Origin of the sequence: Bradyrhizobium sp. DOA9, assembly GCF_000617845.2 — a bacterium.
Classification (GTDB): Bacteria; Pseudomonadota; Alphaproteobacteria; order Rhizobiales; family Xanthobacteraceae; genus Bradyrhizobium.
Map to the genome: position 1 here is coordinate 6537080 of NZ_DF820425.1, position 12213 is coordinate 6549292.

Below are 12213 nucleotides of genomic sequence, written 5' to 3' on the forward strand. Positions count from 1 at the left end.
TTGGTTGGATTCGTGTTCGATCGCCTGTCCCGGCTCCTCCCCGAACGGGAGGAGCCGGAGCTTGCATTTATTCCGCAGCCATCAGGCTCGGCCGCGGGGCATCCTTCCAGGGTGCCTTGGTCTTCTTCCAGATCGGGGAGTTGATCGCCATGTCCATGTCGCGGGCGAAGATCGCGAAGCCGTCATAGCCGTGATAGGGACCGGAATAGTCCCAGGAGTGCATCTGCCGGAACGGCACGCCCATCTTCTGGAAGACGTACTTCTCCTTGATGCCGGAGCCGACGAGATCGGGCTGGATCTTCTCGACGAAGCGCTCGAACTCGTAGCCGGTGACGTCGTCATAGATCAGCGTGCCGTCCTTGACGTAGTGCTGGGCGGTGCGCTGGTAGTCGTCGTTGTGACCGAACTCGTAGCCGGTGCCGACCACCTCCATGCCGAGGTCCTCGTAGGCGCCGATCACGTGACGAGGGCGCAGACCGCCGACGAACAGCATCACGGTCTTGCCTTCGAGGCGCGGACGATACTTGGCAATCACCGCATCCATCAGCGGCTGGTACTTCGCGATGACGCGCTCGGCGCCTTCCTTGATCTTGTCGTCGAAGAAGCTGGCGATCTTGCGCAGCGATTCCGCGATCTTGGAGGGACCGAAGAAGTTGTATTCGCACCAGGGAATGCCGAACTTCTCCTCCATGTGGCGGGAGATGTAGTTCATCGAGCGGTAGCAGTGCAGGACGTTGAGCTTCGCCTTGGGCGTCGCCTCCAGCTCGGCGAGGCTGCCGTCACCCGACCATTGCGCGATCACGCGCAAGCCCATCTCCTCGAGCAGGATGCGCGAGGACCAGGCGTCGCCGCCGATGTTGTAGTCGCCGATGATCGCGACGTCGTAAGGCGTCGGCTCGAACGCCGGCTTGGCCTCCGGGTTGACCTTGTCGAAGATCCAGTCGCGGACAGCGTCATTGGCAATGTGGTGGCCGAGCGACTGCGAGACCCCGCGAAAACCTTCGCAGCGCACCGGCACGATGGTCTTGCCGTCGTATTCCTTGGACTTGACCTTCGACACCGCCTCGATGTCGTCACCGATCAGGCCGATCGGGCATTCCGACTGGATGGTGATGCCGTGGTTGAGCGGGAACAGCTCCTGGATCTCGTCGATGATCTTGGCTAGCTTCTTGTCGCCGCCGAACACGATGTCCTTCTCCTGGAAGTCGGAGGTGAACTGCATCGTGACGAAAGTGTCGATGCCGGTCGTGCCGATGTAGTAATTGCGCCGGGCCGCCCAGGAATACTGGCCGCAGCCGACCGGACCATGGCTGATGTGGATCATGTCCTTGATCGGCCCCCACACCACGCCCTTGGAGCCGGCGTAGGCGCAGCCGCGAATGGTCATCACGCCGGGAATCGACTTCAGGTTCGACTTGACGCCGCAATCGGACTTGCCGGCCTCGTGCACATTGAGGTGCTTGGCGCGACGCTTGGCGGTCTTCTCCGGATAGACCTTCAAGACTTCGTCGATCAGTTGCTTGTTGCGCGCCTTGATCTCCGCGACGCTCTCGGTGGTTGCTAGGCTCATACGAATATCCCTCGGTTATCCCTGTGTGAACGATTGGACGCCTCAACCGGCGCGCCGCTCTCGCGATCTCTTTCCGCGAGGTCGCCTTGCACAGGGACTTTTGCAACGAGTGTGCCAGCGTCCGGCCACAACGAAAAACGAAGCGATTGGAGAGAGATAGCTTAGAACCTCTCGATTGTTGCAAACCCGACATCGCATCATGTCGACATGTGCGCGCGCGGAGGGCTGTTCGAAACAAAACAATGCGCGCCCATGCCGGATCTCGACGAATATGCATTTTCCTGCACGAAAGCGCCGATCCGCTCCGCGGTATGGAGCTTGCTTGATGCATCCGACCCACGCATCGAGGCGATGATCATGCAGCTTGATACGAAATCCCGGCCGACGCCGATCGAGGACATCATCGAGAACTTCTCGCTTCTCGATGAGTGGGACGACCGCTATCGCTACGTCATCGAGCTCGGTCGCAAGCTGACGCCCTTCCCGGACGAGTTGCGGACGGACGTCAACAAGGTGCAGGGCTGTGTCAGCCAGGTCTGGCTTGCGACTGACATCGCGCATCGGGACGGGCGGCCGGTCCTCACCTTTGCCGGCGACAGCGATGCTCACATCGTCCGCGGCCTGGTTGCCATCCTGATCGCGCTGCTGTCGGGACGACCGGCCGCGGAGATTTCAGGCGAAGACCCCGTTGCGTTGTTCGAACGGCTCGGGCTCGGCGAGCACCTGACGCCGCAGCGCTCGAACGGCTTCCGGTCGATGGTGGCACGGATGCGCGCAGATGCGACGGCTGCGCTGCGAGAGGCGGTTTGAAACCCGCCGCTGTCAGGCGGCGTCGAACGCCGTCCCCATCCTCACCATCTCGCGTCCGCGCATGATGACGAACACCGACCGCGCCGTGAATTCGACCGTGTAGTAGACCTCGCCGAGAAAGCGCCAGCTCTCGCGCACAAAGCCGGTGTCGCCGGGGTGCACGAGCGGCTCGCCGATGTCCTTGTGCGGATACATGCCGTCGTTCCTGATCAGCGCCGCGGCGCGGACCGGCTCGCCGGGCGAAAAATCACCGCTGAAGCGCCGCTCCATGTTCCGCACCGTCCGGCGCTGGCGGGCGTCGCAAACGATGCGGGCAACGGGCCGCGGCTTGGCGGGAAGCGGTTTGACGGGAAGCGGCTTGGCGGCAATCTGCTCGCTCATGAGAACAACTCCTCCGCTCGGGTCAGGGCCTCGGCCAGCGCGTCGACCTCGTCCATCGTGTTGTAGAGTGCGAACGAGGCCCGGCAGGTCGCAGTGACGCCGAAGCGGTCGAGCAACGGCATCGCGCAATGGGTCCCCGCCCGCACCGCCACCCCTGCCCGGTCGATGATGGTGGCGAAGTCGTGGGCATGGGCGTTCTTCATCTCGAACGACACCACCGGGCCCTTGTCGACGGCCGTTCCGATCAGCCGCAGCGAATTGATTCGGCGCAGTCGTTCCTGGGCGTAGGCCAGCAGACTGCTTTCATGCCTGCGGATCCGCGCCTTGCCGATCGACTCGATATAGTCGATGGCAGCGCCGAGGCCGATGGCCTGCACGATCGGCGGCGTGCCGGCCTCGAAGCGGTGCGGCGGCTCGCCATAGCTGACGGCGTCGCACGAGACTTCGCGAATCATCTCGCCGCCGCCGTTGAAGGGCGGCATGGCCTTGAGGTGCTCGTACTTGCCATAGAGCGCGCCGATGCCGGTCGGCCCGTACAGCTTGTGTCCGGTGACGACGTAAAAGTCGCAATCGATGTCGCGCACGTCGATATCCATGTGGACCGCGCCTTGCGAGCCGTCGACCAGGACGGGAATCCCGCGCGCATGCGCCAGCCGAACCACCTCCTTGACCGGCACGACGCTGCCCAGCACATTCGACATCTGGGTGATCGCGACCAGCCTGGTTCGCTCGTTCAACAACTTCTCGAATTCGTCGATCAGGAAGTTGCCGTCGTCGTCGACCGGTGCCCATCTGATCACCGCGCCCTGGCGTTCCCTGAGGAAGTGCCAAGGCACGATGTTGGCGTGATGCTCCATGATCGAGAGCACGATCTCGTCGCCGGCGCCGATCCGCTCGCGGCCGAACGTCTGCGCCACGAGATTGATCGCCTCCGTCGCACCGCGGGTGAAGATGATCTCCTCGCGCCGCTCCGCGTTGAGGAACTTCGCCATTTTGTCGCGCGCACCCTCGTAGGCTTCGGTGGCGGCATTGGCGAGGTAGTGGAGGCCACGATGCACGTTGGCATATTCGCTGGTATAGGCCTCGGTCAGCCGGTCGAGCACGGCCTTGGGCTTCTGGGCAGAGGCGGCATTGTCCAGATAGACCAGCCTCTTGCCGTGCACCTGCATCGACAGAATCGGAAAGTCCTCGCGGACGCGGCTGACGTCGTAACTTCCGTTGGCCACCGCCGGATGCATGAGCTAGTCCCGCTCCTTGAGCCAATCGAGCATCGCCTGCGTCAATGCCTCACGCAGCTCATCATGCGCGACGGCGTCGATCACCTCGCCGACGAAGGCCTGGATCAGCAGCGCCTCGGCCTGCTTTTCGGGTATGCCGCGCGCCATCAGGTAGAACTTCAACTGCTCGTCCAGCGCACCCGTCGTGGTGCCGTGTCCACACTGCACGTCGTCGGCGAAGATCTCGAGCTCCGGCTTGCAGTTCGCGACGGCTTCGTCCGACAGGAGCAGGGCCCGCGCCATCATCCGGGCGTCGGTCTGCTGCGCGCCCGGTTGCACCGTGATCCTGCCCTGGAACACGGCCCGCGCCTCGTCATCGACGACCGCCTTGAACACCTCCCGGCTCTGCGAGCCCACGGCGGCATGATCGACGACGAGCGTCGTATCGGCGTGCTGGCGGCCCGACAGGAGGCTCGCCTGATAGACATTGGCGACCGCTCCCTCGCCCGTCAGCCTCAGGAAAAGCTGATTGCGCACCACGGCACCCCCCGTGGTGATACCAATATCGCGGTAGCTCGCGCCCGCCCCGATCGAAGCCTCGAACGTTGCGATGTGCAGCGCGGCTGCGCCTTCGCCCGTGATCTTGAGGTGGTCCAGACGAGCTTCGTTGCCGACGTCCACCTGCAAGGCCGCATTGACCTGATAGTCTGACTGATCCGGCCCCTCGTATGTCTCGACCAGCGTGAGGGCCGCGCCGCTGCCGAGCTCCAGCCGTGACCGCGTGAACATCGCAGCCGGAGCGGTGCCCGTGGTCACGAAGACGAGATGGATCGGCCGCTCCACGACGGCGCCGGGGGCCACCGTGATCACGACACCATCAGCGGCGAATGCAGTGTTGAGTGCAGCGACCGCATCGGTTCCTGCCATCTCCAGCGGAAGAACCATTTCGTCGGCCCCCAGCGCCTCGGCCGTCGCGCGAACGGCGACGCCAGCGTCGAGACCGGTGAGATCGGAGAGCTCGGGCGCAAAGGCACCATCGACGATCACGAGGCGGCGCAGCGCAAGGCCGGCGAAGACCGCACCCGCTTCGCGGCCGACGCTCCTGGCCGGCGCATCGGGTCTCTGCACCAGCGGCTTGGCATCGCGCAGGAGGCGGCGAAGGTCGGTGTATTTCCAGGCCTCGATGCGGGAATGCGGCAGGCCTTGGACCGCGAAACGATCGAAGGCATCGCGCCGGATCGCCTCGGCGTTGCGACCACCGGGCAGGCTGTCGCGCGCGGAGGCGAACAGGTCGGCCAATCCGATCTCGGCAGCGGTCTTGACGGGACGGATCTCGGCATTCATGGGATCACGCCGCCTCGCTCTGATACTGTGCGTAGCCCGTCGCCTCCAGCTCCAGCGCGAGCTCCTTGCCGCCAGTCTTGACGATGCGGCCCGCCGCCAGCACATGCACGACATCGGGCACGATATAGTCGAGCAGCCGCTGATAATGGGTGATCACGATCATGCCGCGATCGGCTGCGCGCAGACGATTGACGCCGTCGGCGACGATACGCAGCGCGTCGATGTCGAGACCGGAATCGGTCTCGTCCAGCACGCATAATTTGGGCTCCAGCAGCGCCATCTGCAGCGTCTCGTTGCGCTTCTTCTCGCCGCCGGAAAAGCCGACATTGAGCGGCCGCTTCAGCATGTCGGGATCGATGCTGAGCTGCTTGGCGAGCTCGCGCACGCGCTTCAGCACGTCGGGCGAGGACAGTTCCTCCTCGCCGCGCTTCTTGCGCTGGGCATTGAGCGCCGTGCGCAGGAAGGTCAGCGTGGCGACACCGGGGATCTCGAGCGGGTATTGGAAGGCCAAAAACAGCCCTTTTGCCGCCCGCTCGTCGGGGTCCATGGCCAGCAGGTCCTCGCCGTTGAGGAACACCTCGCCGGCGGTGATCTCGTAGCCCGGCTTGCCCGACAGCACATAGGACAATGTCGACTTGCCGGCGCCGTTGGGGCCCATGATGGCGTGGATCTCGCCCTTGTTCACGGTGAGATCGAGACCATTGAGAATCTGGCGGTCGTCGATCTCAGCCTTGAGCCCGCGGATTTCCAGGAGCGCCGTCATCACACTTCTCCTTGCCTGTTGGTCATCCGACGCTCCCTTCGAGCGAGATCGAGATCAGCTTCTGCGCTTCCACCGCGAATTCCATCGGCAGCTGCTGCAGCACGTCCTTGACGAAGCCGTTGACGACCAGGCCGACCGCCTCTTCCTGGCTGAGCCCGCGCTGGATGCAGTAGAACAGCACGTCCTCGGAGATCTTCGAGGTCGTCGCCTCGTGCTCGAACGTTGCCGAGGAATTTTTCGCCTCGATATAGGGCACGGTGTGCGCACCGCATTTGTCGCCAATCAGCAGCGAATCGCAGGCGGTGAAGTTGCGCGCGCCGGTGGCTTTCCGGTGCGCCGTGACAAGGCCGCGATAGGTGTTCTGCGACTTGCCGGCGGCGATGCCCTTGGAGATGATCCGGCTCGACGTGTTCTTGCCGAGATGGATCATCTTGGTGCCGCTATCGACCTGCTGGAAGCCGTTCGAGATCGCGATCGAGTAGAACTCGCCGCGGGAATTGTCACCGCGCAGAATGCAGCTCGGGTATTTCCAGGTGATCGCGGAGCCGGTCTCGACCTGGGTCCAGGAGATCTTGGAATTGGCGCCGCGGCAATCGCCACGCTTGGTTACGAAATTGTAGATGCCGCCCTTGCCTTCGGAATTGCCGGGATACCAGTTCTGCACGGTCGAATACTTGATCTCGGCATCGTCCAGGGCGACGAGCTCGACCACGGCGGCATGCAGCTGGTTCTCGTCGCGCTGCGGCGCGGTGCAGCCTTCGAGATAGGAGACGTAGGAGCCCTTGTCGGCAATGATCAGCGTGCGCTCGAACTGGCCGGTGTTGCGCTCGTTGATGCGGAAATAGGTCGACAGCTCCATCGGGCAGCGCACGCCCGGCGGCACGTAGACGAACGAGCCGTCGGAGAACACCGCCGAATTCAGCGTGGCGTAGAAATTGTCCGAGGTCGGCACCACCGAGCCCAGATATTTCTGCACCAATTCAGGGTGCTCGCGGATCGCCTCCGAGATCGGCATGAAGATCACGCCGGCCTTCTTCAGCTCGGCCTTGAACGTGGTCGCAACCGAGACCGAATCGAAGACGGCATCGACCGCGATCTTGCGGCGGGCGGGATCCTCCTCGCCGGGCTTCGGCTCGACGCCTTCGAGCATGGCGACTTCCCGCAAGGGAATGCCGAGCTTCTCGTAGGTCTTGAGGATCTCCGGATCGATCTCGTCGAGGGATGAGACCGTCTTCTTCGGCTTCGGCGCCGCGTAGTAATAGAGATCCTGGAAGTCGATCCTGGGATAGTCGACCCGGGCCCAGGTCGGCTCCTGCATGGTCAGCCAGCGCCGATAGGCCTCCAGCCGCCACTGCAGCATCCAGTCGGGCTCGTTCTTCTTCTGCGAGATGAACTTGACGGTCTCTTCCGACAGCCCCTTGGGGGCCTTCTCGGAGTCGATCAGGGTCTCAAACCCATAACGATACTGGTCGACGTCGATGCCGCGAACCTGCTCGATGGTCTCTTGAACCGCCGCCATCTATCGCTCCGTCCGCGAATGTGATTTCCAGGCCGCCGGCCTCGAGCCCGTCATTGGACGCGCCTCAGGCCGGGATGCAGGTGTCGGGCACAGGGCAGACCGCCGCGCATTGCGGCGTGTCGAAGCTGCCTTCGCACTCCGTGCATTTCTTGGGATCGATCACATACATGTCGCGTTTGAGGCTGATTGCGGCATTCGGGCACTCGAACTCACACGCGCCGCACACCGTGCATTGCGAGGCGACAATCTTGTAAGCCATGTGTTCCGACTCCTTGAGCAGACGATGCCGTCAGACATCCTCTTTCAAGCGTCGTGCCAATCACGAAAGCCTTGAAATTCAAGTGTATTTCCGAACGAAGCCGGTTGTCGTGGCCCCGACAGCATGTCGCATCTGCGACAGTCGTCGTCAGAGCCGCTTGACCTCGATGCCGTGCTTCTTCAACGCGTAGCCGATCTGCCGCGGCGTCAGGCCGAGCAGGCGCGCTGCCTTGGCCTGCACCCAGCCGGACTTCTCCATGGCGGCGATGACGCGGTCACGGTCGGCCATGCCACCGGCCGAAGACGCATTGGCCGCGTCCGACGCTGGCGCAGCCGGCTCGACAGCCACCGGCGCTGCACCCACACCCGCCTCGCGTGGAGCCCTGGCCGGGAGGGCGGAGAGCGGCACGATCGGCAACGAGCGTTGCGGCGCGGCCTCGGATCCGCCGTTCCACAGCATCGCGGACAGGCACTGACTATGGCAGCAGGCGAAATCGTTCCTGACGATCTCCGGTCCCGGCGCCAGCGTCGCCGTGCGCTGCACGCAGTTCTCCAGTTCCCGCACGTTGCCCGGAAAGCCGCAGCTCATCAGGACCTCGATGGCATTGCGGTCGAACGACAGCGCACGGCCGTTCTCGGTGTTGAAGTTCTTCAGGAATTCGTTGGCAAGCAGCGGAATATCGCTGCGCCGTTCGCGCAGCGGCGGCAACATCATCGGCACGACGCTGATGCGATAATAGAGATCGGCGCGGAACTCGTTGCGCGCGACGGCTTCTTCCAGGTTGCGGTTGGTCGCGGCGATGACGCGCACGTCGACCTTGATGGTCTGGTTGCCGCCGACGCGCTCGAACTCCTGCTCCTGCAGCACGCGCAGCAGCTTGGCCTGGAACGAGGCCGAGATTTCGCCGATCTCGTCGAGGAACAGCGTACCCTTGTCGGCCAGCTCGAACCTGCCCTTCCGGGAATTGAGTGCGCCGGTAAAGGCGCCCTTCTCATGGCCGAACAGCTCGGATTCCAGCACCGATTCCGGCAAGGCGGCGCAATTGATCTTGATGAAGGGACGCTTGGCCCGCGGCGAGAGCTCGTGAATGGCCTTCGCAATCAACTCCTTGCCCGTACCGGACTCGCCGCGCAGCAGGACCGTCGAGTTCGACTTCGCCACCACCGCGATCTTGTCCAGCAGCCCGCGCAGCGCCGCGCTGTCGCCGATGATGCCTTCGACATGAACCCTGCGGCGGTCGCGTGCCGGCTTGAGCTCGGACAGCTCTTTCTGAAGGCGGTAGCTCTCGTGCATCAACCGCTCGCGATCCTGCGCGACGACCCGGTGCAGCTTCACGGTCTGACCAACCAGATTGGCGACCATCGTCAGCAGACGCACGTCTGAATCGAGCCGGTACATCGATCGCTCGTCCCACACCCTGTCGACCGTCAGGGTGCCGACGACCTTGGCGTCGATGCGGATGGGGACGCCGATGAACGACACGCGAATCGCTTCCGAGGCGCCGAGGGTCTCCGCGTCAGTCGGGCTGAAGGCGGGATGGGTCGCAATATTTTCCGCGACCAGCGGCATCGCGGTCGCGACGATCTGATCGACCGCCTTTTGCGGCAACCGACCGCGATAGCGTTCGTCACTGCCCTCGCTCCATCCGGCCCCGACCGTGAGATCCGGAATGCCGTCGTCAGCGAGCAGCGCAACCACGCCATGGCGCATCTGGAGAAACGACTGCAGGAGGTTGACGACGTTGGCAAGCGTCGTCTCCAGCCGGGTTGGTGCCGCCAATATCTTCGATATCTCGAAGATACCGGTCAGCGCGATCTCATTGAGCGGTACGATCGGCGCCGTCTGATCGGCCCTGTGTCCTTCAACCGAGGGAGCAGCATTCAGCATGACGGAATCTCCGTTGCCCGTTACATCCTCCCGGCCGAGTTCTCTGGAATTTGTCTTATTCTCATTCATGTCGTGTCGGGAGTCGCGCTCAACTTGTCGGCATTGCTGCAAAAAGATTCCGTCGCACTTGCACGCTTTGTCATCCAATTCGCGAAATTTACCATCCGGGAGAGCGACACGCTCGGAATCGAAACCGCCGCATTGATCCAGCGCAAATCCGCGAAGTTTTTTCCGGGACGGGCCACCGCTCCCCGATCACACGTGCTGCCCTCCGTTGATCGGTACTTCCGCACCCGTGACGTAGCTGGCCGCGTCCGAGCACAGGAAGAAGATGACCTTCGCGACCTCGTCCGGCGTGCCCACGCGATGCAACGGGATGATCGGCGCAAGCTGGGCTTCGGTCTCCGGCGACAGGATGTCGGTCTTGATCTCGCCGGGTGCGATCGCATTGACGCGAATTCCGAACGGCGCGTAATCGTGCGCCATCTCGCGGGTCAGGCACGCGAGTGCGGCCTTCGACGTCGCGTAGGCGGTGCCGGCGAAGGGATGCACCCGGGAGCCGACGATCGAGGTGACGTTGACGATCGAGCCGGCGGCCCGCTTCAATTCATCGACCAAACCTTGCGCGAACATCACCGGCGCGAGCAGGTTGACGTGGAACACGCTCATCCAGGTTTCGACCGGCGTCGTCAGCGAGTTCAGCCGGGTGCCGTCAGCCGCCTTGGGGGAAATGCCGGCATTGTTGATCAGTGCATGCAGCGGACCGCCGTCTAACCGCTCCTTGATCTCGGCGAGGGCGCGCGGCAGTGCGCGATGGTCGCTCAATTCGACCTGCACATGGTTGTCCGCCCCGGAATCCCAGGGACACCGGCCGGTGTCGAAGGGCTGCCGCGAGCAGGTGATGATCCGCCAGCCGGCCTCGGAAAACAACCGTCCCGTCGCGTGGCCGATACCTCGCGACGCGCCGGTCAGCACGAGCGTCTTCCGCTCGCCATGTTGCGCTCGCGACTTGTCGCCGTGAAACGGACAGAGCGCGGTGTCCGGTGCCGAATTGCGACCCGGCACACCATCGCGATCCAAGAGATCGAGCGCCACCAAGCCTCCTCACCGCGTCCCATGGGACGCCAGACAATGACGATGCGGGCAACTTTGCAGGAATTGGGCCACGCGCTCCGGTGCAATTGCTGCAATTACCACGGCCCAATGTCGAGTTCGCGACACGCTGCATGGTTTGCAACACAGGCTCGTGCGCTTTCGAACCAAGCGGTGCCGCCCCGGCGCATCTCCGCTTTCTCAAATGCCGGCCGACAGTTGAGCGCTGTTTTTCAATCGTTCCAAATGGCCCGGCTCTTGCTCTTCCTGTTTCAGAATTGATCGCGCCTTGCTGCACTTGCTCCGCAAACGTGGTTTCAAATGCCCCAGCCGAACGACCATCGACTCTTTGCCGTCATCCTCGGCACCAACGAGATCGCATCTGCGATCGGCCTCCAGCTCGTGCGCGCCAACTATTGCGTGGTGATGTCACACGATCCGGATCCGCCGGTAATCCGGCGCAAGATGGCGTTTCACGACGCGCTCTTCACCGACACGGCGCGGCTCGAGGACGTCGTCGCCGAGCGCGTCGACGACGGTGTGCAGGTCTACCAGGCGCTCCGCCGGCCGGGCCGAATCCTGGTCACCTGGCTCGGCCTGCTCGACCTGCTTCCGGTCCGCCACATCGACCTTCTGATCGATGCCCGTCTACAGAAGCGCCGGATCACGCCCGACCTGAGGCGGCTCGCCCGGCTCGCGATCGGACTGGGTCCCGGCTTCTCGTCGAACTCCAATTGCGACGTCGCGGTGGAGACCAGGCCCGGCAAGATCGGGCTCGTCACCGATGCGTGCTGGACCGACGCCGCCGATGGCGTCGCAAGTTCGCTGGGTGATGTCGGCGCGGAACGCTTCGTCTATTCGCCGTTCGCGGGGCGCTGGCACACGCCGGTCGAGATCGGCACCCGCGTCTACCGAGACCTCGTGCTCGGCCACCTCTCCGGCGTTCCCGTGCTCGCGCCGCGCGACGGAATCCTGCGCGGCATCGTCCGCGACGGCAGCGAGGTTCCGGCCGGCGTCAAGCTGCTGGAGATCGATCCGCGCGGGCGCGACGCCCAGTGGACCGGAACAGATCTGCGCGGACGTGCCATTGCCAGCGCAACAGCTGCCGCGGTCAGGTTCCGGACCGCGCGGCGCATCACGCAACGGGATCCGGCATGATCGTCTGCTCCTGCAACGTCATCAGCGATCACGACATCAGGGATGTCGCATCGTCCGGCGACGAGCTTTGCTCCGCCGCGCAGGTCTACGGCTGCCTGGGGTGCACCGTCAGGTGCGGGCTGTGCTCCCATTCCGTGCGGCGCATTCTCGAGGAACGGTCGGCCGGCCGCGAGCACCATGCACGCGTGGCGGTGCCGTAGCTGCCCTCCGAGG

At 63.9% G+C, this 12213-nt stretch carries 12 protein-coding genes; 3 read left to right on the forward strand and 9 right to left on the reverse strand.

The annotated features are described in order from the left end of the window. Positions 1 to 67: 67 nt before the first annotated feature. Positions 68 to 1570 (reverse strand): nitrogenase molybdenum-iron protein alpha chain, encoded by a 1503-nt coding sequence (gene nifD / locus BDOA9_RS30935; RefSeq protein WP_025037826.1) that lies wholly within the window; start codon positions 1568 to 1570, stop codon positions 68 to 70. Between the two features lie 357 nt (positions 1571 to 1927). On the opposite strand from nifD, the gene BDOA9_RS30940 reads away from it, so the two are divergent. Further along, a complete protein-coding gene (locus tag BDOA9_RS30940; protein ID WP_244521544.1) occupies positions 1928 to 2380 on the forward strand; it encodes a SufE family protein in 453 nt (150 codons plus the stop codon). 12 nt (positions 2381 to 2392) lie between these two features. Here BDOA9_RS30940 and BDOA9_RS30945 read toward each other — a convergent pair whose 3' ends face one another. The 8 genes from BDOA9_RS30945 to BDOA9_RS30980 all read right to left on the reverse strand — a co-directional run bounded on the left by BDOA9_RS30945 (position 2393) and on the right by BDOA9_RS30980 (position 10845). Continuing rightward, on the reverse strand, positions 2393 to 2761 hold the full coding sequence (locus BDOA9_RS30945; RefSeq protein WP_025037828.1) for a nitrogen fixation protein NifZ: 369 nt from the start codon (positions 2759 to 2761) through the stop codon (positions 2393 to 2395). Next, positions 2758 to 3999 (reverse strand): cysteine desulfurase, encoded by a 1242-nt coding sequence (locus BDOA9_RS30950; RefSeq protein WP_025037829.1) that lies wholly within the window; start codon positions 3997 to 3999, stop codon positions 2758 to 2760. Before BDOA9_RS30950 ends, BDOA9_RS30945 begins: the two co-directional genes overlap by 4 nt. Before the next feature lie 3 nt (positions 4000 to 4002). Further along, positions 4003 to 5322, reverse strand: coding sequence for a Fe-S cluster assembly protein SufD (sufD, locus tag BDOA9_RS30955; protein ID WP_025037830.1), 1320 nt, complete (start codon positions 5320 to 5322; stop codon positions 4003 to 4005). A gap of 4 nt (positions 5323 to 5326) precedes the next feature. Continuing rightward, positions 5327 to 6085, reverse strand: coding sequence for a Fe-S cluster assembly ATPase SufC (gene sufC, locus BDOA9_RS30960; RefSeq protein ID WP_025037831.1), 759 nt, complete (start codon positions 6083 to 6085; stop codon positions 5327 to 5329). Positions 6086 to 6107: 22 nt separating this feature from the next. Next, a complete protein-coding gene (gene sufB / locus BDOA9_RS30965; protein WP_025037832.1) occupies positions 6108 to 7604 on the reverse strand; it encodes a Fe-S cluster assembly protein SufB in 1497 nt (498 codons plus the stop codon). Between the two features lie 64 nt (positions 7605 to 7668). Further along, positions 7669 to 7863, reverse strand: a complete 195-nt coding sequence (locus tag BDOA9_RS30970; RefSeq protein ID WP_025037833.1) for a 4Fe-4S dicluster domain-containing protein — start codon at positions 7861 to 7863, stop codon at positions 7669 to 7671. Positions 7864 to 8010: 147 nt separating this feature from the next. After that, the gene (nifA, locus tag BDOA9_RS30975; RefSeq protein ID WP_025037834.1) at positions 8011 to 9750 is read right to left on the reverse strand and encodes a nif-specific transcriptional activator NifA; all 1740 of its coding nucleotides are present in this window, start codon (positions 9748 to 9750) and stop codon (positions 8011 to 8013) included. 255 nt (positions 9751 to 10005) lie between these two features. Then, on the reverse strand, positions 10006 to 10845 hold the full coding sequence (locus BDOA9_RS30980; RefSeq protein WP_025037835.1) for an SDR family oxidoreductase: 840 nt from the start codon (positions 10843 to 10845) through the stop codon (positions 10006 to 10008). Positions 10846 to 11163: 318 nt separating this feature from the next. On the opposite strand from BDOA9_RS30980, the gene BDOA9_RS30985 reads away from it, so the two are divergent. Then, positions 11164 to 12000 carry a xanthine dehydrogenase gene (locus tag BDOA9_RS30985; protein ID WP_025037836.1) on the forward strand — a complete coding sequence of 279 codons (837 nt, stop codon included), beginning with the start codon at positions 11164 to 11166 and terminating at the stop codon, positions 11998 to 12000. Further along, positions 11997 to 12200, forward strand: coding sequence for a (2Fe-2S)-binding protein (locus BDOA9_RS30990; protein ID WP_025037837.1), 204 nt, complete (start codon positions 11997 to 11999; stop codon positions 12198 to 12200). The genes BDOA9_RS30985 and BDOA9_RS30990 overlap by 4 nt, the downstream gene beginning before the upstream one ends. Positions 12201 to 12213: the final 13 nt, after the last annotated feature.